The organism is Microbacterium saccharophilum, from assembly GCF_007992455.1.
Classification (GTDB): domain Bacteria; phylum Actinomycetota; class Actinomycetes; order Actinomycetales; family Microbacteriaceae; genus Microbacterium; species Microbacterium saccharophilum.
The window spans coordinates 30,448-55,155 of sequence record NZ_BKAH01000001.1; the positions used below are offsets into that span (position 1 = coordinate 30,448).

Genomic DNA, 24,708 nt, shown 5'->3' on the forward strand with positions numbered 1-24,708 from the left:
TTGCGCCGCCTGCACCGTCCTGTCCCGCCCTGTCGTAGGGTGAGGGCCGTGACGACGTACGACCCGCCTCGCCCCTGGATCGCCAGCTACGCGGAGGGGGTGCCGGCCGACCTCGGCCCGCTGGAGGGGAACCTGCTGGACATCGTCGCCGCCTCGGCGCGCGATTACCCGGACTCGCCCGCGCTGCAGTTCCTCGGCCGGACGACCTCCTACCGTCAGCTGCAGGATGCCGTCGACCGCGCGGCGGCGGGCCTGAAGGCGCTCGGTGTCGGGCCCGGTGACCGGGTCGCCCTTGTCCTGCCGAACTGCCCGCAGCACATCGTCGCGTTCTACGCGATCCTGCGCCTGGGCGCCGTCGTGGTCGAGCACAATCCGCTGTACACGCCCCGGGAGCTGCGGAAGCAGTTCGAGGATCACGGTGCGAAGACGGCGATCGTGTGGAGCAAGGTCGTGCGGACGGTGCAGGACTTCCCGGCCGACCTCGCGGTGCGCACCATCGTCGCCGTCGACCTCACCCGTGCGATGCCCCTGTCGCTGCGCCTCGCCCTCACTCTGCCGATCCCGAAGGCCCGCGAATCGCGGGCGGCGCTGACCGAGCGCGTGACCGGCGCGACCGGGTGGGAGAAGCTCCTGCAGGCGACCCCGCTCCCGGCCTCCTTCCCCCAGCCGCGCACGGACGACCTCGCGATCATCCAGTACACGAGCGGTACGACCGGCACCCCCAAGGGCGCCGCGCTCACGCACCGGAACCTCCTCGCCAACGCGCGGCAGGCGCAGGCGTGGGTGCCGTCGATCCATCGCGGCGAGGGCTGCGTCGTGTACGCGGTGCTGCCCATGTTCCACGCGTACGGGCTGACGCTGTGCCTGACCTTCGCGATGTCGATGGGCGCCCGGCTCGTGCTCTTCCCGCGCTTCGATGCGGACATGGTGCTCGAGGTGACGAAGAAGCATCCGGCGACCTTCCTGCCGCTCGTCCCCCCGATCGCGGCGCGGCTGCTGGCCGTCGCCCGGGAGAAGGGCGTCTCCCTCGCCGGCACCGGCATCGCGATCTCCGGTGCGATGGCTCTGCCGCACGAGCTCGTCGTGCCGTTCGAGGAGGCCACCGGGGGCTACCTCGTGGAGGGCTACGGCCTGTCGGAGTGCTCGCCCGTCCTGATGGCGAACCCCGTCGCGGACAACCGCGTGCCGGGCACGGTCGGCCTCCCGCTCCCGGGCACCGAGTGCCGCGTCGTCGATCCGGACGAGCCGACGCGCGACGTGCCTCCCGGGCAGCCCGGGGAACTCGTCGTTCGAGGCCCCCAGGTGTTCGCCGGCTACTACGGCAAACCCGAGGAGACCGAGGCGGTGTTCGTCGACGGCTGGTTCCGCACCGGCGACATCGTCACGATCGACGAACGCGGCTTCGTGCGCATCGTCGACCGGATCAAGGAGCTCGTCATCACCGGCGGGTTCAACGTCGCGCCCACGGAGGTGGAGCAGGTGCTCCGGCAGCACCCCCGGGTCGCGGATGCCGCCGTCGTCGGGCTCCCGAACGCGACCTCCGGCGAAGAGGTGGTCGCGGCCGTCGTGCTCGACGGCGAGGGCGACGTCGACGTGGAGTCCATTCGCGAGTTCGCCCGGAGCATCCTCACGCCCTACAAGGTCCCCCGGCGGATCTTCGTCGTCGACGAGCTGCCCGTCTCGCTCATCGGCAAGGTGCTGCGCCGCCAGGTGCGCGAGTCGCTGCTGGCCCTCACCTCGGGGAGCTGACGGGCGTCAGCGCGCGCTGAACTCCCCCGGCCGCGGCTGGATCCACGACGCGTCGGCGTAGCCGTCCTCGTCGGGGAAGCGTCCGTCGCGGTCGTCGTAGGTCAACTGCAGCAGCGGCACCGAGAACTCATCGGGGCGCTGATCGAAGCGGTTGGCGGCGAAGGCGTATTGGATGTATGTGCCGCTGGTGCGGATGATGTCCGCCGTGCGGCGGTCTTCCGGATCGAGCCACGCCTGCAGGGCAGGGTCCGGGGTCATGGTCATGGGAAATCCTTTCTCGGTCAAACCGAGACGAGAACATACCTACGACACTGGGGCGGAGTGGTTACTCGTCCTCCGCGTCGAGGGCCCCCGGGCCCTGCTCGACGAGGATCTTGAACTGCGCGGCGTCGATGACGCGGATGCCGAGCTCCTCCGCCTTGCCGAGCTTCGAGCCCGCACCGGGGCCGGCGGCGACGAAGTCGGTCTTCTTCGAGACGCCCGAGGCGGCTTTGCCGCCCGCCGCGATGATCGCCTCCTGCGCGCCCTCCCGGCTGTAGCCGTCGAGGCTGCCGGTCGCGACGACCGTGATGCCGTCCAGGACCCCGCCCGCGCTGCGGAGAGCGCCGGGGCCGGGGTGGCCGGGGATCTCCAAGCGAGCGCCGGCGGCTTCCCAGCGCTCGACGATCTCCCGGTGCCAGTCGACGTCGAACCATTCGATGAGGGAGTCGGCGATGATGCCGCCGACGCCCTCGACGGCCGCGAGCTCGTCGCGGGAGGCCGCGCGGATGGCCGCGAGCGAGCCGAACCACTGCGCCAGCGCGCGGGCGGCGACCGGGCCGACGTGCCGGATGCTGAGCGCGACGAGGAAGCGCCACAGGTCCTTCGTCTTCGCCTTCTCGAGCTCCTCGAGGAGGGTGAGGGCCTGCGCGGACGGCTGTGGGCCGGTGCGGCCCGCCTTCTTCTCGGCGGCGCTCGGGTTCCGCCGGAAGGGCGCGCGCGTCTTGACGGTGCCGTCCTCGTCCTCCTTCGGCAGCCCGGTCTCCGCGTCGCGGACGACGACCTCGATCGGCACGAGCTCGTCGAGGGTCAGCTCGAACAGCGCCGCCTCGTTCTTCAACGGAGGGGTCTCCGGGTGGGAGGGCTGCGTGAGCGCCGCGGCGGTGACCTCGCCGAGCGCCTCGATGTCGAGGGCGCCGCGGGAGCCGACGTGCTCGACGCGGCCCCGCACCTGCGCGGGGCAGGCACGGGTGTTGGGGCAGCGGAGGTCGATGTCGCCCTCCTTCGCGGGGGCGAGCGGGAAGCCGCACTCGGGGCAGTCCGCCGGCATGACGAACGCGCGCTCGGTGCCGTCGCGGAGCTCCACGACGGGGCCGAGCACCTCGGGGATGACGTCGCCGGCCTTGCGCAGCACGACGGTGTCGCCGATCAGGACGCCCTTGGCCTTGACGACGTCCTGGTTGTGCAGCGTCGCCTGCCGGACGACGCTGCCCGAGACGCGCGCCGGGGCCATCACGGCGTACGGCGTCGCCCGGCCCGTGCGCCCGACCGACACGACGATGTCGAGGAGCTTCGTGTTGACCTGCTCGGGCGGGTACTTGTACGCGATGGCCCACCGCGGCGCCCGGCTCGTCGCACCGAGCTCGTCGTGCAGCGCGAGCTCGTCGACCTTCACGACGATGCCGTCGATCTCGTGCTCGACGTCGTGCCGGTGCACCCCGTAGTGCGCCACGAAAGCGAGGACCCCGTCGACGTCGTCGGCGGTGCGGAAGTACGGGCTCGTCGGCAGCCCCCACTCGGCCAGGAGGGCGTACACCTCGCTCTGCGAGGCCACGGGCGGGTCCGGCCACGCGCCGATGCCGTGCACGAAGAGGCGGAGGGAGTCCACGCGCGCCTGTCCGGCCTCGAGCTCCAGTCCGCTCTTCTTGTCGAGCTGCTGGCGCAGGCCGCCGCTCGCCGCGTTGCGGGGGTTCGCGAAGGCCGGGAACCGGCGGGCGGCGCTGCGCGAGGCCTTCTCCTCGTCCGTCCCCCGCGCGAGGGCCTCGGCGAGCACGCGATCGCGCAGCCGGGCCTGCAGGGCGTTGAGCTCGTCGAAGGCGGCGACGGGGATGAACACCTCGCCGCGCACCTCCACGATCGACGGGTGACCGGTGCCGGCCAGGCGCTGCGGGATGCCGGTGACGCGCAGCGCGTTGACGGTGACGTCCTCGCCCACCCGTCCGTCCCCACGGGTCGCCGCCGACGTCAGCACCCCGTCCTCGTACCGCAGGCTGATCGCGAGCCCGTCGATCTTGAGCTCGGTCAGCCACCGCACGGTGCGCCCGGCCGCCGACTGCGCCTTCAGGCACCAGTCGCGGAGCTCGTCCTCGCTGAAGACGTTGTCGAGACTCAGCATCCGCTCGGCATGCTCGACGGGAGCGAACATCGAGGACTCCGCGGCCCCGACCGTGAGGGTCGGGGAGTCCTGGCCCTGCAGTTCGGGGTGGAAGCGCTCCAGCTCCTCGAGCCGCCGCATCCACCCGTCGTAGGTGGCGTCGTCGACGATCTCGGCGTCGCGGCCGTAGTAGTTCTCCCGCGCTTCGATGATCAGCGTGGTCAGCCGTTCGGCTTCGGCCCGCGCTTCCTGGAGTGTTGCGGGCGTGGGGTCAGCGGCATCCGTCACCCGGCAAGTGTATGGCGGGCCGCCGACATCACACGGGCGCGGGGACGGCCGAGGTCGTGGTGTCGATCGTGAACTGGCCGATGACGCGCGTGCCCTCGTACAGCACCGCCGTCTGCCCGGGCGCGACCCCGTCGAAGGGGACGGCGGGCTCGACCGTGATGACGCCGTCCTCGATGCGCGCGTCCGCGTCGACGGGTTCGGCGTGCGCGCGGATCTGCACCTGGCAGGCGAACGATTCGGATGCCGGAGCGCGCCCTGCCCACGTGAACCGCTCCCCCGCGATCCGCGCGGTCGCGAGCGCCTCCCTCGGCCCCACGACGACGGTGTTGCTGACCGGTCGCACCTCCAGGACGAAGCGCGGCTTGCCGTCCGGTGCCGGGACGCCCAGGGACAGTCCGCGGCGCTGACCGACCGTGTAGGCGTGGGCTCCCTCGTGCGCGCCGACGACGGCGCCCGACCGGTCGACGATGTCTCCGGCCGCGGCGCCGACCTTGTCGGCGAGCCATCCGCGCGTGTCGCCGTCCGGGATGAAGCAGATGTCGTGACTGTCCGGCTTCTGCGCGACCGAGAGCCCGCGCTCGGCAGCCTCGGCGCGGACGAGCGCCTTCGACGGCGTCGTGCCGAGCGGGAAGTACGTGTGCGCGAGCTGCTCGGCCGTCAGGACACCAAGCACGTAGGACTGGTCCTTCGCGGCGTCGGAGGCGCGGTGCAGCTCCCGCCCCTCCGGTCCGTCGACGAGGAGCGCATAGTGGCCGGTGCAGACGGCGTCGAAGCCCAGTTCCAGCGCGCGCTCAAGCAGGGCGGCGAACTTGATCTTCTCGTTGCACCGCATGCACGGGTTCGGTGTGCGTCCGGCACGGTACTCCGCCACGAAGTCGTCGATGACGTCGTCGCGGAAGCGCTCGGAGAAGTCCCACACGTAGAACGGGATGCCGAGCCGGTCGGCGGCGCGCCGCGCGTCCATCGCGTCCTCGATCGTGCAGCAGCCGCGGCTGCCGGTGCGCAGCGTCCCGCCGGCGCGGGACAGCGCCAGGTGCACGCCGACGACGTCGTGCCCCGCCTCCACGGCACGGGCGGCCGCGACGGCGGAGTCGACGCCACCGCTCATCGCCGCCAGGATCCGCATGGACTCCAGTCTACGAGCGGGCGGCTGACCGGGCGCCGGATGCGACGGCCCGCGCGTATGCGTCCGGAAGCGCGGCGACGAGCGCGTCGACGTCGGCGGCGGACGAGGTGCGGCCGAGGGTGAGGCGCAGGACCGACCGTGCCGCGCGCTCGTCGCGCCCGAGCGCCAGCACGACGTGCGAGGGCTCGGTGACCCCGGCCTGGCAGGCCGACCCGGTGGAGACGGAGATCCCGCGCTGGTCGAGGAGGAACAGCAGCGTCTCCCCCGCCGCCCCGGGGAAGTGCACATGCGCGTTGCCAGGCAGGCGCCGGTCGGGGTCGCCGAGCAGCTCCGCTTCCGGCACGGCCCGGCGGATGCCGTCGATGAGCCGGCGGCGGAGGGCGACGAGTCGCTCCGCCTCGGCGGCCCGCTCGGTGACGGAGGCCTCCAGCGCGGCGGCGAAGGCCGCCGCTCCCGCGACGTCCTGGGTTCCGGAGCGGAGGCCGCGCTGCTGCCCGCCGCCGTGGACGAGCGCCGTCAGCCGGGCGTGGCGCGACACCACGAGGGCACCGGTCCCGACGGTCGCGCCGACCTTGTGACCGGAGACGCTCAGCGCGACGAGGCCGTGCGGTGCGGCGCCCGGCCCGCGCCAGCGCCCGAACGCCACGTCGAGGTGCCCGGCGGCGCCCACGGCATCCAGATGCAGCGGCACCCCGGCCTCGGCGGCGGCCGCCGCCAGGGCGGCGGCGTCGTTGACGGTCCCGACCTCGTTGTTGGCGACGAGCGCCGTCGCAAGCGCCGCGCCGGGCAGCGCCGCCGCGAACGAGGCGGAGCCGATGGCGCCGAACGCGTCGAGGGGGACCGGGCGGATGACCGCGGACTGCGCGCTCTCCAGCCACCGCACGGCATCCCACGTCGCATGGTGCTCCCCGTCCGGGAGCACGACGGCAGCCGTGCCGGCGCCGCGCGACCACCAGAGGCCCTTGAGCGCGAGGTTGACCGCCTCCGTGCCGCCGGAGGTGAGGACGACCTCGATCGGATCGCAGTCCAGGGCGGCGGCGATCCGCTCGCGGGCATCCTCCAGGACGCGGCGGGCCTCCTGGCCGGAGCCGTGCACCGAGGAGGCATTCCCGGTGATCTCGGTGGCCGCGAGCCATGCGGCGCGGGCTTCGGGCCGGAGCGGCGTCGTGGCCGCGTGGTCGAGGTAGACGGTCATCGCTCTCCCCTCGGCGTCACGAACGGCCTGCCGCCTAACTACTGTAGAGCGCATGGCCAGCCCGCAGCCGAGTGCTCCCGTCCTCGGCGCCCCCGCGTTCCTCTCCGCGCGCCTCGACGACCTCGGCGTCACGATGCACGACGGCGTCGGCACCCTGCGCGTCTGGTCGGGCGCCGCCGACGCCGTCGAACTCGTGCTCTTCGACGCCGTCGACCTGGACTGGATCACCGACACCCGGCCGCTCGCGCCCGTGGGCGGGGGCGTCTGGGAGGTCACGACCCCGGCGCTGCGGCCCGGCGCCCGCTACGCGATCCGCGTCGGCGGCCCCACCGGCGCGGGCAGCACGTTCAACCCCGCGACCCTCCTCCTGGAGCCGTACGCGAAGGGACTCGCCTGGGGCGGCCTCGACGACTGGCGCGGCGTCGTCGTCGACACGTCCTTCGACTGGGGCTCGTCCCGCAAGCCCGCCACGCCCATGGACCGCACCGTCATCTACGAGGCCCACGTGAAGGGCCTCAGCAAGCGGCATCCCGGCATCCCGCCCGCGCTGCACGGCACGTATGCCGGCCTCGCGCACCCCGCCATGATCGAGCACCTCCTCTCGCTCGGCGTGACGGCCGTCGAGCTCCTTCCCGTGCACGCGTTCAGCACCGAGCCACGGCTGCTCAACCTCGGGCTGCTGAACTACTGGGGCTACAACACGCTGAACTTCTTCACACCGCACATCGGCTACGCGAGCGCGCAGAGCCGCGCCGGCGGACCGGATGCGGTGCTGCGCGAGTTCAAGGGCATGGTCAAGCTCCTGCACGAAGCCGGCCTCGAGGTCATCCTCGACGTGGTCTACAACCACACCGCGGAGCTCGAGCTGGGCGGTCCGCGGACGAGCCTGCGCGGCATCGACAACCGCGCCTACTACCGCCAGCACGACGACGGCGCCTACATCGACGTCACGGGCTGCGGCAACTCCCTCAACACCGCGACGGATGCGGCGTCCCGCCTCGTGCTCGATTCGCTGCGGTACTGGGCGAACGACGTCCAGGTGGACGGCTTCCGGTTCGACCTCGCGCCGACGCTGGGACGGGACGGCGACCATGTGTTCACTCCGGATCACCCGCTGCTGCGCGCGATCGTCGAGGATCCCCTGCTCGACGGGGTCAAGAAGATCGCCGAGCCCTGGGACGTGGGGATGGGCGGCTGGCAGACCGGCAACTTCGGCGACGGCTGGTCGGAGTGGAACGATCGATACCGCGACCGGGTGCGCAACTTCTGGCTGAGCGACGTGGACTACGCCCGCCGCGCATCCACGGCACCGGTCGGCATCGGCGGTTTCGCGCACCGGCTGGCGGGCTCGGCGAACACCTTCAGCGCGGAGCGCGGGCCCCTGGCCGGCATCAACTTCGTGACGGCGCACGACGGGTTCACGCTGCGAGACCTCGTCTCGTACGACGTCAAGCACAACATGGGCAACGGCGAGCACAACCGCGACGGCGCCGACACGAACCGCTCGTTCAACCACGGCGCGGAGGGTCCGACCGACGACCCGGCCATCCTCGCGACGCGCCGCAAGGCGATGCGGAACCTGCTCGGCACCCTCCTGCTCTCCGCGGGCGTACCGATGATCACCGCGGGCGACGAGTTCGGGCGCACGCAGCGCGGCAACAACAACGCGTACTGCCACGACTCCGCGCTCACCTGGCTGGCGTGGGACCACGCGCCGTGGCAGGAGGACCTGTTCGCGCACGTCCAGCGGCTGCTGCAGGTGCGGCGGGAGAACCCGGCGCTGCGTCCGACGCGGTTCGCGCACGAGGAGCGGGCCGTGCCGAGCGCCTCGGTCATCGACTGGTACGACGAGCACGGCGAGACGATGTCCATCGAACGGTGGACCAACCCGGCGCACCGCACACTGCAGTACGACGCCCGCTCCACCCCCGAGCTGGAGGACCCCAACCGGATCCTCCTCATCGTCCACGGCGACGAATCGCCCATCACGGTGACGCTCCCCCGGATCCCGGGTGTGGCCCGATTCGTGCCCCTGTGGTCGAGCATGGACGAGCGCCCCGCCGACGATGGCGACCCGCTCGCACCGGGCGAGACCGTGCTGATCCCGGGCACCGCGATGCGGCTCTTCCGCGCCGAGTGAACCCGCGGCTCGCCGCCGCGGCTGTCGTCCGCAGACGCAACGGCGGTAGGTTCGATGGGTGGCCACGACGACGCGTTCCTCCGCCCCTGCCTCCGTGCGAAGCGACGGTCAGATCCCGTTGCGGCCGGCCGGCGCCGCAGCCCCGCCCGCCGACGCGGTGGCGGGGCGCATCCCCCTGAGCCTCGCCCGGCCGAGCGTTCCGGGAGGCCTGTACCGTCCGAAGGCGGTCACGGGAGAGGCGGTGCCGTTCGGCGTCACGGCCTACCGCGAGGGTCACGACATCATCGGCGTCCACGTGCGCCTCTTCGCCCCGTCCGGCGAGGAGACGCTGCACCGCCTGACGGCGCTGCACGACGGCTTCGACCGGTGGCGGACCCTCGTCGCTCCGCTCGAGCAGGGCGTCTGGCGCTTCCGCTTCGAGTCGTTCGGCGATGACTTCGCGACATGGGAGCACGCCGCCGACCTGAAGATCGCCGCCGGCGTCGACGCGCCGCTCATGCGGGAGATGGGCGCGGCGCTGTTCGACCGGGCGGCTGCCGAGAGCGCGCGGCCGGCCGCCGAACGGCGCGCCCTGGCCGCCGCATCCGCCACCCTGCGGGACACGTCCGTCGACGACGACGCGGCGCTCCTCGTCGTCCGCGACCCCACCATCGCGCGCTTCTTCGCCGACCGGCCGCTGCAGTCCCTCGTGACCGTCGGCCCCGACCTCGAGCTGCTCGTGGAGCGGGAGCGCGCCGGCGTCGGCGCCTGGTACGAGTTCTTCCCGCGCTCGGAGGGCGCGCGGCGGCTCAAGGACGGCACGATCCGCAGCGGGACGTTCCGGACGGCGGTCAAGCGCCTCCCCGCCGTCGCCGCCATGGGGTTCGACGTCCTGTACCTGCCGCCCATCCATCCGATCGGCGAGCAGAACCGCAAGGGACCGAACAACACCCTGACCGCCGGGCCCGGCGACCCCGGCTCGCCGTGGGCCATCGGCTCCGCCGCGGGCGGCCACGACACCGTCCATCCCGACCTCGGCACCCTCGCGGACTTCCGCGCGTTCGTACGCGCGGCGCGCGCGGAGGGCCTGGAGGTCGCCCTCGACCTCGCCCTGCAGGCCGCCCCCGACCACCCGTGGGTCACGAGCCACCCGGAGTGGTTCACGACGCTCCCGGACGGCTCCATCGCGTTCGCGGAGAACCCCCCGAAGAAGTACCAGGACATCTACCCGGTCAACTTCGACAACGACCCGGACGGCATCCGCGCCGAAGTGCTGCGCATCGTCCGGCACTGGATCGCCCAGGGGGTGAAGATCTTCCGCGTCGACAACCCGCACACCAAGCCCCTGCAGTTCTGGGAGTGGCTCATCCGGACCGTGAACGCAGAGGAGCCCGACGTCGTCTTCCTCGCCGAGGCCTTCACACGACCCGCCCCGCTGCAGGGGCTCGCGATGGCCGGCTTCCAGCAGAGCTACTCGTACTTCACCTGGCGGAACACGAAGGCCGAGCTGGAGGAGTTCCTCGGCTGGATCTCGGATGAGACCGCCGACTTCATGCGGCCGAACCTCTTCGTCAACACCCCCGACATCCTCACGGAGTACCTGCAGTACGGCGGCCGCCCGGCCTACAAGATCCGCGCCGCGATCGCGGCGACCGGTGCCGGGTCCTACGGCGTCTACGCCGGCTACGAGCTGTTCGAGAACGTGGCGCGGCCCGGTTCCGAGGAGAACATCGACAACGAGAAGTACGAGTACAAGCTGCGGGACTGGGCCGCGGCCGAGGCCTCCGGCGACTCCCTCGCCACGTACCTGCGTCGGCTGAACGAGATCCGTCGCGCGCACCCGGCCGTCCGGCAGCTGCGCGGCCTCAGCATCCACTGGAGCGACGACGAGGCGATCCTCGTGTACGTCAAGCACCTCCCCGCGGCGCTGTCGCCGACCGGCGAGTCCGACACGATCATCGTCGTCGCGAACGTCGACCCGCACTCCACCCGCCAGACCACCGTCCACATCGACTCGTCCGAGTTCGGTGTCCCGCGCGGCCACGACTACGACGTCGAGGATCTGCTCACGGGGGCACGGTGGACCTGGAACCAGGACAACTTCGTCCGACTCGACGCGTTCGCCGAGCCCGTCCACATCCTCCACGTCAAGGGGCACCGATGAACCGACCGTCCGACTCCGTCCTCGACACCGTGGCGGCGGGCTCCTACTTCGCCCCGCACGACATCCTGGGGCCGCACGAGGAGGGCGACGGCTGGCTCATCCGCGCCCGCCGGCCCTTCGCGAAGACCGTGACGGCGGTCCTCGACGACGCCTCCGAAGTCGAGCTCGCCCACGTCCGCAGCGGCGTGTGGGAGGGCCGCACCGCGGCCCAGCCGCACGCGTACGACCTCGTCGCCACGTACGACGGCGGACCGGACCACCGCGCCGACGACCCGTACCGGCACCTGCCGACGCTCGGCGAGCTCGACATCCACCTCATCCGGGAAGGACGTCACGAGCAGCTCTGGCAGGTGCTCGGCGCCCACGTGCGCCACTTCGCCGGCGTCGACGGGGTGTCCTTCGCCGTCTGGGCCCCCAACGCCCGTGCGGTCCGCGTCACCGGCGACTTCAACTCCTGGGACGGCGCCGGCCACGCGATGCGTTCCATGGGCTCGAGTGGGATCTGGGAGCTCTTCGTCCCAGGCCTGTCCGCCGGCACCGCCTACAAGTACGAGATCCTCACCGAGGGCGGCGCGTGGGTGCAGAAGGCCGACCCGATGGCGCAGTGGGCCGAGGTGCCCCCCGCGACCGCGTCGGTCGTGACGGAGAGCGGCTACACGTGGGCCGATGACGAGTGGATGACGGCGCGCGCGTCGCAGAGCCCGCTGGACAAGCCGATGTCGACCTACGAGGTGCACCTGGGCTCGTGGCGCCCGGGCCTCGGCTATCGGGACGCGGCCGACCCTCTCGTCGACTACGTCCTCGCGCAGGGCTTCACCCACGTCGAGTTCATGCCGCTCGCGGAGCATCCGTTCGGCGGGTCGTGGGGATACCAGGTGAGCGGCTACTACGCCCCGACCAGCCGCTTCGGCACTCCGGACGACCTCCGCTACCTCATCGACCGCCTGCATCAGGCCGGCATCGGGGTCATCATGGACTGGGTCCCCGGGCACTTCCCGAAGGACGAGTTCGCCCTCGCCCGCTTCGATGGGCGGGCGCTGTACGAGCACGCCGACCCGCGCCGCGGCGAGCACCGCGACTGGGGCACGCTGATCTTCGACTACGGCCGCAGCGAGGTCCGCAACTTCCTCGTCGCGAACGCCCTGTACTGGCTCGAGGAGTTCCACGTCGACGGTCTGCGGGTGGATGCCGTGGCATCCATGCTGTACCTCGACTACTCCCGCGAAGCCGGCGAGTGGGAGCCGAACGTGCACGGCGGCCGGGAGAACCTGGAGGCGCTCGCGTTCCTGCAGGAGGTCAACGCGACCGCCTACAAGCGCTACCCGGGCATCGCGATGATCGCCGAGGAGTCCACGAGCTTCCCCGGCGTCACCGCCCCGACGTCGCAGGGCGGCCTCGGGTTCGGCTTCAAGTGGAACATGGGCTGGATGAACGACTCGCTCGTGTACATGAAGCGCGACCCCATGTACCGATCGCACCACGAGGGCGAGCTGTCCTTCTCGTTCGTCTACGCTTTCACCGAGAACTTCGTCCTCCCGATCAGTCACGACGAGGTCGTGCACGGCAAAGGCACGCTGTTCACCCGGATGCCGGGCGACCACTGGCAGAAGCTCGCGAACATGCGCGCCTACCTCGCGTACATGTGGGGTCATCCGGGCAAGCAGCTGCTGTTCATGGGCCAGGAGTTCGGCCAGCTGTCGGAGTGGTCCGAGGGCCGGGGCCTGGACTGGTGGATCCTCGACCAGCCGCCGCACCGCCAGCTGCACGACTTCGTCGCCGCGCTGAACCGCGTGTACCGCGACAACGCGCCGCTGTGGGCGCGGGACAGCGACGGGGACGCGTTCCAGCGTCTGGGCGCTCCCGCATGGAACCCGAACGTCATCGCCTTCGCGCGCCGCGACCACCACGGCAACACCGTGGCGGTCGTCTGCAACTTCTCCGGCGCCCCCATCCACGATTTCGCCCTCGACCTCCCCGAAGCCGGGGAGTGGTCGGAGCTGCTGAACTCGGACGCGCAGATCTACGGCGGCTCCGGCGTCGGCAACATGGGGACGGTGCACGCCGACGGCAGCGGCCGCGCGCACATGGTCCTGCCGCCCCTGGGCGTGCTGTGGCTCGGCCACCGGACCGCGGCCGGCGACGACGCGGTGTAGAAGAGCGCTCTAGAAGAGCAGGCTGGAGAGCCGGCCCCGCGCGCGGATGACGCGGGGGTCGGCGGTGCCGATCAGGCCGAACAGCTCGAGGAGGCGCTCGCGCACGGGGGCGCGCTCGTCGCCCGGGAGCGACGCGAACAGGTCGAGCAGACGATCGAACGCGTCCTCGACGTGGCCGCCGGCCAGGTCGAGGTCGGCGACCGTGAACTGGGCGGGGATGTCGGTCGGCGCGGCCGCGGCGGCGGCGCGGGCGGCCTGCAGGTCGACGCCCTGGATGCGCTCCAGGAGGCGGACCTGCCCGAGACCGGCGCGCGCGTCCTCGTCCCGCGGATTCTCCGCGAGAGCCCGCTCGTAGGCGGCGACGGCGCGCGTGTAATCGCCGGCTTCGATGGCGTCGAACGCCTCGAGATGCAGCGGCGGGAGCTGCGGCTCCTCGGCATCCGTCTCCGGCGCGTCCCCGACGGGGACGGTGCCGGTCACTCCGTGCTGAGCGGCGAGCTGGAGCAGCTGCGCGAACACCTCGCGCACCTGCTGTTCCGGGACCGCGCCCGTGAACAGGGGAACCGGCTGGCCGGCGATGAGCGCGACCACCATCGGGATCGACTGCGCCCGGAAACCCTGCGCGAGCTGCGGGTTCGCGTCGACATCGACCTTCGCGAGGACGAGCCGGCCGCCGAGCTCTGCCACGACCTTCTCGAGGATGGGGCTCAGCTGCTTGCACGGCCCGCACCACTCGGCCCAGAGGTCCACGACGACCGGGACGGAGCGGGACAGCTCCAGGACCTGCCCGAACGTCTCGTCGGTCGCGTCGAACACGAGCGACGGGACCGCGCCGGACGGCGCGCCATCGGAGGCCGCACCGGCGGCCTGGGCGGGCTGGGCTGCCCGCGCTCGGAGAGTGGACAGGTCGACGGCGCCGCGGAGGACGGCGCCGGGAGCGATGTCGCTCACTGATTCACCACCTTGGCAGAGAGGATGTTGGACGAATAGCCCAGGAACCGGATGCTCTCGCTGGAGCTCTGGGCGGGAACGAAGAAGAAGAGCTGGTCGGCGAAGGTCGTCGTGAAGCCGGTGGCGGACTGCGTCACACCGGCGAGGGTCTTCACGATCGGGTTCGAGTCGACCTTGATGACGGCGTCGGCGTTCGTGGGGGTGACCGTGTCGCTCTCGTTGATCGTGACGGCCACGATCGCGCCGCTGTCGAGCGTTGCGAGGGCGACGGGGGCCTGCGTCCCCGCCGTGGCCGCGAACGTCAGCTTCCCGGTCTCCTGCCCCGTCTGGTTGAACTGCTCGAGCCGCCCGGCTCGGTCCCGCGCGACCTCCGCGCGGAACGTGTCGGTGTCCTCGTCGAAGAACGCGGCGAACTCACTGTCGTCGCCGTTGTTGAGGACGTCGGCGTACGCCGTGGCGATCTGATCCGGCGGGAGGACGAGGAAGGGCGAGTTGGGCTCGACGGCGGTGGCACCGACGTAGTCGGGCGCGACGTTCATGCTGGTGTCCGCGGCGAGGTTCGCGATGTAGGTGAGCTTGTAGTCGGCCCACGCATCCTCCTGCGACATCGTCATGATCGTGGACTGCTTGTCCTGGGGGTCGTCGACGACCGCCATGAACGTCCGCGGCCAGCCGTCGAACGCCTGCGGGAGCACGAGCGAGAGCGGTCCGCTCGGGATCGGGTCGAGCGCGGGGTGGTCGGCGAGCTGGGCGCGCAGCGTGTAGTTGGTCTCGCGCTCCGCGAGGGCGGGACCCGCGAGCCTGGCCGCCGCGGCGGCGGCATCCTTCGCCTCGTCCGCTGTCGCGACCTGCTCGGCGACCCGCGTGACGATGCGCTGGGCCTGCGCCTTCGTGACGGCCGGCTGGCCCTGCCCTGCCGGGACGATGACGGTCTCGGTGGGCGTGGGGGTGGGTGTCCCGCCGAGCTGAGGCCACGCGTCGGCGGTGCAGCCGGTAAACAGCAGCGCGGAGACCGCGACGATGGGGACCGCCGCGAAGGCGCGCTTGCCCGCGGAGATCCTCCGCCGCGTCGGCGTGGCGCTGATGACGCCCTTGTCGGCCCCCTCGACCGCGAGGTCGATGGGCTCGGTCTGCGCCATCGGCAGGCCCTTGCGGCGCGGGCCGCGGGAACGGCGCGCGTGGCGGAGACCGAGGATGTAGAGCACGATGCCGGCGGCCATGACGAGGCACCCGCCGACGATGAGCGGACCGGCCCACGGGGTCGTGACGCCGGTCGGCCAGGTCAGAGTGAGGCGGGACGGCGCGGGCTGCACGCCGTCGGCCGCCACGAGCAGGCTCATCTCCTCGGGCAGCTGCAGCGACGTGACGAGCACGTCCTCCTGCTGGAACTCGTCGAGCCACAGGTCGGAGCCCGCCGGGGTGAGGGGGGCCGGTTCGGCGGTCTCCTCGCCCTCGGCCGGCTCCTCCGGCTCGGGAGCCGCGACGAACTCGGCGACCGGGTCGCCGTCGTCGTCGAGCGTCACGCGCACATGGTCGCTCGTGGCGAGCCACTGGGTCATGTCCGTCGTGCGCCCGTACGCGGCGAAGATCTCACCGTCGCCCCGCGCGCGGAGCGTCTGCGCGCCGCGGTGGCTGTTCAGGACGCCGCCGTCGACGACGATGTACGGAGCGGTCTCGTCGATCTCGATCGCGCGCGTCTCGGTCTCCGGGCCCTGGAACACGGTGCGCTGGGCGATGCCGGCACCGATCATCAGCGTGGCCAGCACGAAAGCGGCCACAGCCCACACGAAACGCACGAAACGACACCTCTCTGCCTCCGCGGCGCGCGGGGAGGCACAATCGACGTTCCAGACTAGCGAATACCGGCTGAATGTCGCCCGGGAGCGGGCGAGGCGTCCTCACGGAAGGTGGTCGCGTGCGTATCCTGACAGCACAGAGACCCCCCGGAAAGAGGGCCCGTGAAGATCCAGCATCCGTTCCGCACCGCGCTCATCGCGACCCTCGGTGTGGGAGTCGGCATCATGCTCATCACGAGCATCACGACCCTGCAGACCGTGCTGCTGTACGTGGGCACGGCCCTGTTCCTGTCGCTGGGCCTCGACCCGCTCGTGTCGTGGCTCGAGCGGCGTGGCCTCCCCCGGTGGGCGGCGCTGCTTGTCACCTTCGTGGGGGTGCTCGCGGTCTTCGCGGGGCTCATCCTCATGGTCGTGCCGATCATCGTGGGGCAGATCACACAGCTGGTGACCCAGATCCAGACGCTCGTCGAGGATGCCGTGGCCGGCACGTGGGACCCGGTGGACGCCGCGAAGCAGTGGCTGCACGACGCCTTCCCGCTGCTGAACGTGGACCAGGTCTTCGAATACGTCTCGAACTGGTACGAATCCCTCGACATGGGTGAGATCGGCCAGTCGGTGGGCACGACGGTGCTCGGCATCGGCGGGGGCATCATCGCCGCGTCGACCGGCGCCATCATCGTCCTCATCCTCACGATCTACTTCACGTCCTCCACGCCGTCGCTCAAGGCCGCCGTCTACCAGCTGGTCCCGGCCTCTAAGCGGGAGCGGTTCGTGGACCTGTCCGAGCAGATCACCGCGTCGGTGGGCTACTACGTCATGGGGCAGGCATCGCTCGGCATCATCAACGGGATCCTAAGCGCGATCTTCCTCAGCATCATCGGCGCCCCGTTCCCCGCCGTGCTCGCCGTGATCGCGTTCTTCTTCTCGCTCATCCCGCTCGTCGGAACGCTCACCGGCTCGGCGATCATCGTCCTGACCTGCCTCATCCCCGGGCTCGGCTCGCCGCTGACGGCGCTCGTCGCGCTCATCTGGTACCTGATCTACATGCAGGTGGAGGCCTACCTGCTCTCCCCGCGCATCATGAACCGCGCCGTCTCGGTGCCCGGCGCCGTGGTCGTCATCGCGGCCCTCGCGGGCGGTTCGCTGCTCGGGCTCCTGGGCGCGCTCATCGCGATCCCGGTGGCGGCCAGCATCCTCATCATCTACCGCCAGGTGATCATCCCGCGGCAGAACGAGCTCTGACCGCCGGTCGGCGGCCGCCGCTCAGCCGACGACCGCGCCGTGCCACTCGGTGGGCAGCGGCAGGGCGTCCGGGTTCACGGCCGCGACGATCTCCGTCAGCACGCGGCGGGTCTGGGTCTCCCCCACCCACAGGTGCTTGCCGCCGTCGACGGCGATGACGGTCGCGTGCCCGATGGGCGCGAACCGGCGCCGGGCCTCCTCCGGGCGGAGGTAGTCATCGAACTCCGGCACCACGACGATGACGCTCCGCGGGACGCCCTCCCACGCCGCGATGTCCTCGTCGGTCGCGCGGTGCAGCGGCGGGGAGAGCAGGATGATGCCCTCCACATCGTGATCGCGGCCGTACTTGAGCGCGAGCTCCGTGCCGAACGACCAGCCGACGAGCCACGGGCGGGGCAGACCGCGCTCGCGGACGAAGTCCATCGCCGCGGCGACGTCGAACGCCTCGCCGCGTCCGCCGTCGAACGCGCCTTCGCTCGTCCCGCGCGGAGAGCTCGTCCCCCGCGTGTTGAAGCGCAGCACCGCGAGGTCGGCGAGGGCCGGGAGGCGCCCCGCGGCCTTGCGCAGGACGTGCGAGTCCATGAACCCGCCCGCCGTCGGCAGCGGGTGCAGCGTCACGAGCGTCGCGACAGGCTCGGTCTCCGCCGGGAGCGCGAGCTCCCCCACGAGCGTCAGCCCGTCGATGGTCTCGAATGCGATGTCCTCGCGCCGCGCGGGCAGCAGGACGGGGCCGCGGATCTCCATGTCAGCTGATCCTCCAGCATGCCGTGTGCCAGTGTCGACGCGCCGCGAGGTCCGCGGCATCGCCCAGCACGCCGTCGGCGCGCCAGATGACGAGATGTGCGGTGCCGGGCACGACGTCGCGCCCGCAACCCGGGCACGTGTAGGTCTTCTGCGCCTGTGCGGCGGAGACCGGCTGCACGGTCCACGCCGCGCCACGACGGGTCTCCGTGCGCTTCCAGCCGCTCAGCAGGCGTTCGAGGGAGTCGTCACCGGGTTGCGGGCGACGACGGTTCGACCTCGGCATGCGCTCAGTACCAGCCGACGCTCTGCGAGTGGCCCCACGCGCCGCACGGGTCGCCGTATCGGCCGGAGATGTACCCGAGGCCCCAGGCGATCTGCGTCGCGGGGTTGGTCTCCCAGTCCGCGCCCGCAGACGCCATCTTCTTGCCGGGGAGGGCCTGCGGGATGCCGTACGCACCGCTGGAGGCGTTGTAGGCGTTCACCCGCCAGCCGGATTCCTTCTTCCACAGCGCCACCAGGCACGCGAACTGGTCGTCGCCCCAGCCGTGGGCGGTGACCATCTCGTAGGCGATCGCCTGCGCGCTGCCGGGGTCGGGCGAGACGAACGGCGGCGACCAGGTCGACGACGTCGAGGTGCCGGTCCGCTTCTTCGCGGCCTCCGGGGTGGGCGTCGGGGTGGGCGTCGGCTTCGGCGCGACGTAGACCGTGTAGGTGAGGGCGCCGCGGTTGAGCGTCGTCGCGGTCCCCGCGTCGGCGACGTACGCCTGCGCGTCCTGGATGGAGCTCGCGTACAGCGACACCGGCTCGATCTCGCTGGCCTCCGCCTGCGAGACCGACGCGCCGACCGGGCCGATGTAGGCCGCGACGAACCCGGCGACCGCGAGGGCCGCGAAGACCGACAGCACACGGCGACGGCGGGACCAGCGGGCCGATGCCGGAGGCCGGCGGACGACGGGGGTCACCGGCACCGCCACCTCTCGGGATGACGCGGGGATCAGCTCGCCTTCGGAAGTCACAGTGCCGCGAGTCTACCGGCTGGTCCGCGGTCGTGCCATCCGGGCGTCGCGGGACGGGCTCAGCCGACGGCGAGCATGACCTCGACGACGGCGTCCAGCACCGCATCCACCTGGTCCTCGCGGTAGCCCCGCCGCTGCATGCGGAAGGCGACGCTGCGCACCTGGTCGGCGGTGATGTGCTCACCGGATTCGAGGTAGCCGGCGATCTTGTCGGCGACGACGTCGACCTCGTCGACGCGGTAGCCGTACGTGAGCAGCCCGACCCGCTCGAAGCGGTGACCGCGCGGGCGGTTGAGCCGGTCGAGGATCTCCTGCCCGAGCCGGCGGGAACGCCCGACCCAGCCGCGCGCCCCCGCGCGGGACAGCGCGTGCTCCCGCTCCCGCGCGGCGAACGCATCCTCGAGGCGCCCGAGCGCGGCGTCCACCGCGGCGATCTGGTAGCCGTGCTTCACGAGCGGGAAGCCCACCTGGCGGACGTCGGCCGAGGAGATCCGCGCGTCGTCGTCGTCTTCGAAGGCGGCGCGGGCGACGGCGAGGAATTCGTCGACCGCGGCGATGTCGTAGCCCTTGAATCGGCCGGTCGCGAGCGGGAAGGGCGTCGACTCCGTGGTCGTGCCGGTCGGGATTTCGGAGGTCATGCGCTCACCAGGGGGAAGAAGAGGAAGTACATCGCCAGCGCCGTGATCGTCGACGGCAGGATGGAGTCGAGCCGGTCGAGCACGCCGCCGTGCCCGGGCAGCCACGAGCTCATGTCCTTGATGCCGAGGTCCCGCTTGATCATCGATTCGCCGAGATCGCCGACGGTGGCCGAGCCGAGCACGACGAAGCCGAAGACGATCCCGACCCAGAACGGGACGTGCAGGAGGAAGATCCCCATCAGCACGGCGGCGGCCACGGCAGCGAGGGCGGCGCCCGCGAAACCCTCCCACGTCTTCTTGGGGCTGATGAGGGGCGCCATGGGATGCCGGCCGAAGGCGAGTCCGCTCGCGTAGGCGCCGGTGTCCGCGGCGACGACCGTCGCGATCATCGTGAGGACCCACAGCTCGCCCTGCTCCTGACGGAGGAGCACGAGGCAGAGGCTCCCGAGGAACGGGACGTAGAGCGGCAGCAGGCCGGCGACGAGCGCGTCCGAGACGACCTCGCCGTAGCGCCGGCCGTCCCCCGTCGCCATCTGGGCCATGAGCCGCCACACGACGAGGGTGGCGACGACGGCGAAGGTGATGACCCAGTGCGTCCAGTGGCCGGTGAAGTAGGCGGCGAGCAGGATCGCGGTGCCCGCGAGCAGCTGCACCACGAGGTCCACGCGACGCCCCGCCGTCTGCAGCGCGCGGGAGAACTCGAACAGGCCGAGGAGGCACACCGGGATCGCGAAGAGGAGGAAGATCCACTTCACGAACAGCAGCGCGCCGATCACGACGGCGCCGATCGCGATGCCGATGATCGTCGCCAGCAGCAGGTTCCGACCGGTCCGCTCGTTGATCCGCTCGTTGGCCTGCTCGAAATCGGTGCGGGCCTTCTCGATCTGCAGTTCGAATTCCGAGCGCGCCGCACGCACATGCTGCTGGAACGACGCAGGATCGACGGCGCGACGCGCGGCGCGCGACGTCGGCATCCGCTCGTCCGGCGCCGGGTCGCCGGATGACTCGGTCATGGGTGGTCAGACCTCGAGGAGTTCGGCTTCTTTGCGCTTGAGAGCCTCGTCGATGGCGTCCACGCGGGCGCGGGTGAGGGCATCGAGCTCCTTCTCCGCGCGCACGAGGTCGTCCTCGCCGACATCGCTCTTCAGCGCGTCGAGGTCGTCCTTGCCCTTGCGGCGGATGCCGCGCAGGTGCACCTTCGCGTCCTCGCCCTTCGTGCGGACGAGCTTGACGTACTCCTTGCGGCGCTCCTGCGTCAGCTCCGGGAGCGTCACCCGCACGATGTTGCCGTCATTCGTGGGATTCGCGCCCAGGTTCGGGGTGTCGCGGATCGCCTGCTCGATCGCCTTGAGGGCGGACTTGTCGTACGGGGTCACGATGATCGTGCGTGCCTCGGGATTGTTCAGGGAGGCGAGCTGCGCGAGCGGGGTGGGCGAGCCGTAGTAGTCCACGAGGATCTTCTGGAACATCTGCGGGTTGGCGCGGCCCGTGCGGACGGTGGCGAAGTCCTCCTTCGCCGCCTCCACGGCACGGTCCATGCGCGCTGTCGTGTCGGCCAGGATGTCGGCGATCACGGTCACTCCATTCGTCGGTACGTCGGATCAAGTCTAGTGCGGCGGGCCTCGGGCTCAGACGGTGACGAGCGTGCCGATCCGCTCCCCGAGGAGGGCGCGGGTGACGTTGCCGGCCGGCTCCATCCCGAACACGCGCATGTCGATCCCGTTGTCCATGCAGAGGCTGAACGCCGTCGAATCGACGACCTTGAGGCCGCGCTGCAGCGCATCGCGGTAGGTGATCTCGTCGATGCGGCTCGCCGTGGCATCCGTCTTCGGGTCGGCGGTGTACACGCCGTCGACGCCGTTCTTGGCGACCAGGACCTCGTCGGCGCCGATCTCGAGGGCGCGCTGGGCGGCCACGGTGTCGGTGGAGAAGTACGGCAGCCCGGCGCCGGCGCCGAAGATGACGACGCGGCCCTTCTCCATGTGCCGCTCGGCGCGGCGCGGAATGTAGGGTTCGGCGACCTGGGTCATCGCGATGGCGGACTGCACGCGGGTCGCGGCGCCCGCCTGCTCGAGGAAGTCCTGCAGGGCGAGCGCGTTCATGACGGTGCCGAGCATGCCCATGTAGTCGGCGCGCCCACGGTCCATGCCGCGCTGGCTGAGCTCGGCGCCGCGGAAGAAGTTGCCGCCGCCGACCACGATGGAGATCTCCACGCGGTCCACGGCCGCCGCGATCTCACGCGCGATCTGACCGACCACATCCGGGTTCACTCCGAGCTGGCCACCCCCGAACGCCTCGCCGGACAGTTTCAGGAGGACGCGTCGGCGTCCGGTGTTCTCATCGATCACAGGGGTGGGTTCCTCTCGTCGCGTGTGCAGACTATCGAATGGCGGGCATGGAAAAGGGCCCGCATCCGGAGATGCGGGCCCTTTCCACGACTACGCGCCGACCTTGAAGCGGGCGAAGCCGGTGACGGTGATGCCGGCGTCCTGCGCGACCTTCGCGACGGACAGCTTGTTGTCCTTCGCGTAGTCCTGGTCGAGCAGGGCGACCTGCTTGAAGAACGCGTTGACGCGACCTTCGACGATCTTCGGCAGGGCCGCCTCGGGCTTGCCCTCGTTGCGGGAGATCTCGGTGACGATCTCGCGCTCCTTCTCCACGTCGGCCTCGGGGACCTCGTCGCGGGACAGGTAGGAGGGGTTCGCGAAGGAGATGTGCTGCGCGATGGAGCGAGCCGTCTCGGCGTCGGCACCCGTGTAGGCGACCACGACGCCGACCTGCGGGGGCAGGTCCTTGCTCGTCTTGTGCAGGTACACCTGGAACGCGTCGCCGGTGAGCGTCCGGACGCGCCGCAGCTCGACCTTCTCGCCGATGATGGCGGCCTCGTCGGAGATGAGCTGCTCGACCGTCTGACCGTTCGCGTCGGCGGCGAGGGCGGCCTCGGCCGAGTCGGCGCCGGCAGCGGCAGCTGCGGCGAGCACCTTGTCGGCGAGGGCGATGAAGCGGTCGTTCTTGGCGACGAAGTCGGTCTCGCAGGCGAGCTCGATCATCGTGACCGCGCCGTTCTGCTCGGTCGCGGCGACGAGGCCTTCGCTCGTGGAGCGGTCGGCGCGCTTCGCGTTGCCCTTCGCGCCCTTGAGGCGCAGGATCTCGACGGCCTTCTCGAGGTCGCCGTCGGCCTCTTCGAGCGCCTTCTTCGTGTCGACCATGCCCGTGCCGAGCTGCTCGCGCAGCGCCTTGATGTCGGCGATGGTGAAGTTTGCCATGGGTGGTGGCTCCTTGGTTCGTGGTGTGGGAGCCCCGGCGGGCGGGTCACGCCCGCCGGGGCGACGACTTACTCGGCTGCGGGGGCCTCGTCGGCAGCGGCCTCGGCCGGAGCCTCGGTCTCGGCAGCATCGGCCGGAGCCTCGGTCTCGGGGGCCTCGGCCGGAGCCTCGGTCTCGGCGGCAGGCGCCTCGGCAGCGGCCTCGGCCGGAGCGGACTCGAGGAGCTCGCGCTCCCAGTCGGCCAGCGGCTCAGCGGCCTCGGCGGACTCGTCGGTGGGCTGGTGGCGCTGGATGAGGCCCTCGGCGGCGGCGTCGGCGATGATGCGGGTGAGCAGGCCCACCGAGCGGATCGCGTCGTCGTTGCCGGGGATCGGGTACTGGAACTCGTCCGGGTCGGCGTTCGTGTCGAGGATGCCGATCACGGGGATGCCGAGCTTCTTGGCCTCGTCGATGGCGAGGTGCTCGCGCTTGGCGTCGACGACCCACATGGCCGACGGCGTCTTCTGGAGGTTGCGGATGCCGCCGAGCGACTTGTGCAGCTTGTCCAGCTCGCGCTTCTTGAGCAGCAGCTCCTTCTTCGTGAAGCCGCTCTCGGAGGGGTTCTCGAAGTCGAGCTCCTCGAGCTCCTTCATGCGCGCGAGGCGCTTGCTGACGGTGGAGAAGTTGGTGAGGAGGCCACCGAGCCAGCGCTGGTTGACGTAGGGCTGGCCGACGCGGGTCGCCTGCTCGGCGATGACTTCCTGGGCCTGCTTCTTCGTGCCGACGAAGAGGATGGTGCCGCCGTGCGCGACCGTCTCCTTGACGTACTCGTAGGCCTGGTCGATGTAGGCCAGCGACTGCTGCAGGTCGATGATGTGGATGCCGGAGCGCTCGGTGAGGATGAAGCGCTTGACTTTCGGGTTCCACCGGCGGGTCTGGTGCCCGAAGTGGACGCCGCTGTCGAGCAGCTGGCGAATGGTGACGACGGCCATGGCCGTTCTCCTGTTCTGGCGCGCGGGCGCGCCCTGTTTCGGTTGTTCTCGCCGGACCGGAAGGTCGGCGGGCCTGGTGCCCGGCGCACACCCGCTCGTCCGCCGGAGCGGTGCGAGACCTGGGGTGTGGGATGCCACGCCGCGACGGTCCTTGCGGATCGCCGCACGCGCTGTGGGCACGCGGAGTCACCCCGACAAGCGAGGTGCGTCGTTCAGTGTATCAGTCACGCCGCTTCCTGCCCCGCAGAGCGGGGCGTCCGCTCGTCCACCGATCATCGCCGCGGGATCCGCCCGGAGCGGCGGCCGGAGCAGGCTCCCGGCATGACCTTCTCGGCCCGTGCCGCAGCGGCCGCCGTCGCCGTCCTCCTGGCCGTGGGACCCGGCGCGGTCCCGCCCGCCGTCGCGGGAGGCGCCGAGACCTCCGCGCCGCCGGAGCGCGGCGCCGCGGAGGCCGCGCGACTGGCCGCCTGGCGCTGGCCGTTGGACTCCTTCCGCATCACCCATCCCTACGCGGCCCCGGCGCACCGGTATGGCCCCGGCCATCGCGGGATCGATCTGGAGTCGGCGGGCGAGGACATGGTCCGCTCCCCCGCCGCGGGCGTCGTCGCGTTCGCGGGGCCCGTCGCGGGGCGTGGCGTCGTGACGATCGACCACGGGGGCGGCCTCGTCACGACCCTGGAACCCGTGTCGGGGATGCCGGTGCCGGGCACGCGGGTCGCCGCCGGCGACCCGGTCGGGTCGATCGGGCACGGCGGGCACGCCGCCCCCGGCGCCGTGCACTTCGGGGTGCGGGAGCATGGCGAGTACATCAACCCCATGCTGCTCCTGGGCGACCTGCCGCGGGCGATCCTGCTCCCCTGCTGCTGACGTGGCCGATCGGTCCGCCCGGTGCGGTTGCGCGGCGCGCTCTGCTCTCGACGGAGCCCGCGCCCGCACC

General features: G+C 71.5%; 21 protein-coding genes. 6 read left to right on the top strand and 15 right to left on the bottom strand.

All coding sequences use genetic code 11. The features are described from left to right. The first annotated feature begins 48 nt into the window (after window positions 1-48). Window positions 49-1,749 (top strand): long-chain-fatty-acid--CoA ligase, encoded by a 1,701-nt coding sequence (locus MSA03_RS00190; RefSeq protein WP_147049212.1) that lies wholly within the window; start codon window positions 49-51, stop codon window positions 1,747-1,749. A gap of 6 nt (window positions 1,750-1,755) precedes the next feature. Here the strand turns inward: MSA03_RS00190 and MSA03_RS00195 are convergent, their stop codons facing one another. From MSA03_RS00195 to MSA03_RS00210, 4 genes are all read right to left on the bottom strand, one after another. Beyond that, a complete protein-coding gene (locus MSA03_RS00195; protein WP_147049213.1) occupies window positions 1,756-2,013 on the bottom strand; it encodes a hypothetical protein in 258 nt (85 codons plus the stop codon). Window positions 2,014-2,074: 61 nt separating this feature from the next. Continuing rightward, complete coding sequence (gene ligA, locus MSA03_RS00200) at window positions 2,075-4,390, bottom strand: NAD-dependent DNA ligase LigA (protein WP_147049214.1); 2,316 nt, start codon at window positions 4,388-4,390, stop codon at window positions 2,075-2,077. A gap of 28 nt (window positions 4,391-4,418) precedes the next feature. Continuing rightward, window positions 4,419-5,516: a tRNA 2-thiouridine(34) synthase MnmA gene (gene mnmA, locus MSA03_RS00205; protein WP_147049215.1), complete on the bottom strand. Its 1,098-nt coding sequence runs from the start codon at window positions 5,514-5,516 to the stop codon at window positions 4,419-4,421. Window positions 5,517-5,526: 10 nt separating this feature from the next. Continuing rightward, window positions 5,527-6,711, bottom strand: coding sequence for a cysteine desulfurase family protein (locus tag MSA03_RS00210; RefSeq protein ID WP_147049216.1), 1,185 nt, complete (start codon window positions 6,709-6,711; stop codon window positions 5,527-5,529). 52 nt (window positions 6,712-6,763) lie between these two features. Here MSA03_RS00210 and glgX point away from each other — a divergent pair, with 52 nt between their 5' ends. The 3 genes from glgX to glgB all read left to right on the top strand — a co-directional run bounded on the left by glgX (window position 6,764) and on the right by glgB (window position 13,147). Beyond that, window positions 6,764-8,851, top strand: a complete 2,088-nt coding sequence (gene glgX / locus MSA03_RS00215) for a glycogen debranching protein GlgX (protein WP_147049217.1) — start codon at window positions 6,764-6,766, stop codon at window positions 8,849-8,851. A 175-nt stretch (window positions 8,852-9,026) separates the two neighbouring features. Then, window positions 9,027-10,994, top strand: coding sequence for an alpha-1,4-glucan--maltose-1-phosphate maltosyltransferase (locus tag MSA03_RS00220; RefSeq protein WP_244946277.1), 1,968 nt, complete (start codon window positions 9,027-9,029; stop codon window positions 10,992-10,994). Then, window positions 10,991-13,147 (top strand): 1,4-alpha-glucan branching protein GlgB, encoded by a 2,157-nt coding sequence (gene glgB, locus MSA03_RS00225; protein ID WP_147049219.1) that lies wholly within the window; start codon window positions 10,991-10,993, stop codon window positions 13,145-13,147. The genes MSA03_RS00220 and glgB overlap by 4 nt, the downstream gene beginning before the upstream one ends. Before the next feature lie 9 nt (window positions 13,148-13,156). On the opposite strand, the gene MSA03_RS00230 is transcribed toward glgB, so the two are convergent. Beyond that, window positions 13,157-14,098, bottom strand: a complete 942-nt coding sequence (locus MSA03_RS00230) for a tetratricopeptide repeat protein (RefSeq protein WP_028495460.1) — start codon at window positions 14,096-14,098, stop codon at window positions 13,157-13,159. Then, complete coding sequence (locus MSA03_RS00235; RefSeq protein ID WP_147049220.1) at window positions 14,095-15,894, bottom strand: DUF8094 domain-containing protein; 1,800 nt, start codon at window positions 15,892-15,894, stop codon at window positions 14,095-14,097. Before MSA03_RS00235 ends, MSA03_RS00230 begins: the two co-directional genes overlap by 4 nt. Window positions 15,895-16,056: 162 nt before the next feature. Here MSA03_RS00235 and MSA03_RS00240 point away from each other — a divergent pair, with 162 nt between their 5' ends. After that, window positions 16,057-17,136 (top strand): AI-2E family transporter, encoded by a 1,080-nt coding sequence (locus MSA03_RS00240; RefSeq protein WP_028495458.1) that lies wholly within the window; start codon window positions 16,057-16,059, stop codon window positions 17,134-17,136. Between the two features lie 21 nt (window positions 17,137-17,157). On the opposite strand, the gene MSA03_RS00245 is transcribed toward MSA03_RS00240, so the two are convergent. The 9 genes from MSA03_RS00245 to rpsB form a co-directional block, all read right to left on the bottom strand. Then, complete coding sequence (locus MSA03_RS00245) at window positions 17,158-17,880, bottom strand: alpha/beta hydrolase (protein ID WP_028495457.1); 723 nt, start codon at window positions 17,878-17,880, stop codon at window positions 17,158-17,160. A gap of 1 nt (window position 17,881) precedes the next feature. After that, window positions 17,882-18,163, bottom strand: a complete 282-nt coding sequence (locus MSA03_RS00250) for an Rv1322 family protein (protein ID WP_028495456.1) — start codon at window positions 18,161-18,163, stop codon at window positions 17,882-17,884. A gap of 4 nt (window positions 18,164-18,167) precedes the next feature. Next, window positions 18,168-18,896: an aggregation-promoting factor C-terminal-like domain-containing protein gene (locus MSA03_RS00255; RefSeq protein WP_371863048.1), complete on the bottom strand. Its 729-nt coding sequence runs from the start codon at window positions 18,894-18,896 to the stop codon at window positions 18,168-18,170. A gap of 59 nt (window positions 18,897-18,955) precedes the next feature. Beyond that, entirely contained in the window at window positions 18,956-19,534 is a 579-nt protein-coding gene (locus MSA03_RS00260) for a DivIVA domain-containing protein (RefSeq protein ID WP_147049221.1), read from the bottom strand. After that, window positions 19,531-20,547 (bottom strand): phosphatidate cytidylyltransferase, encoded by a 1,017-nt coding sequence (locus MSA03_RS00265; RefSeq protein WP_147049222.1) that lies wholly within the window; start codon window positions 20,545-20,547, stop codon window positions 19,531-19,533. The genes MSA03_RS00260 and MSA03_RS00265 overlap by 4 nt, the downstream gene beginning before the upstream one ends. A gap of 6 nt (window positions 20,548-20,553) precedes the next feature. Continuing rightward, the gene (gene frr / locus MSA03_RS00270) at window positions 20,554-21,108 is read right to left on the bottom strand and encodes a ribosome recycling factor (protein ID WP_147049223.1); all 555 of its coding nucleotides are present in this window, start codon (window positions 21,106-21,108) and stop codon (window positions 20,554-20,556) included. Window positions 21,109-21,162: 54 nt separating this feature from the next. Then, the gene (gene pyrH / locus MSA03_RS00275; protein WP_028495451.1) at window positions 21,163-21,882 is read right to left on the bottom strand and encodes a UMP kinase; all 720 of its coding nucleotides are present in this window, start codon (window positions 21,880-21,882) and stop codon (window positions 21,163-21,165) included. A 90-nt stretch (window positions 21,883-21,972) separates the two neighbouring features. After that, window positions 21,973-22,800 carry a translation elongation factor Ts gene (tsf, locus tag MSA03_RS00280; RefSeq protein ID WP_028495450.1) on the bottom strand — a complete coding sequence of 276 codons (828 nt, stop codon included), beginning with the start codon at window positions 22,798-22,800 and terminating at the stop codon, window positions 21,973-21,975. Window positions 22,801-22,868: 68 nt separating this feature from the next. Next, window positions 22,869-23,771, bottom strand: coding sequence for a 30S ribosomal protein S2 (gene rpsB / locus MSA03_RS00285; RefSeq protein WP_147049224.1), 903 nt, complete (start codon window positions 23,769-23,771; stop codon window positions 22,869-22,871). Between the two features lie 321 nt (window positions 23,772-24,092). Here rpsB and MSA03_RS00290 point away from each other — a divergent pair, with 321 nt between their 5' ends. Next, a complete protein-coding gene (locus tag MSA03_RS00290; RefSeq protein ID WP_147049225.1) occupies window positions 24,093-24,638 on the top strand; it encodes a murein hydrolase activator EnvC family protein in 546 nt (181 codons plus the stop codon). Window positions 24,639-24,708 lie beyond the last annotated feature (70 nt).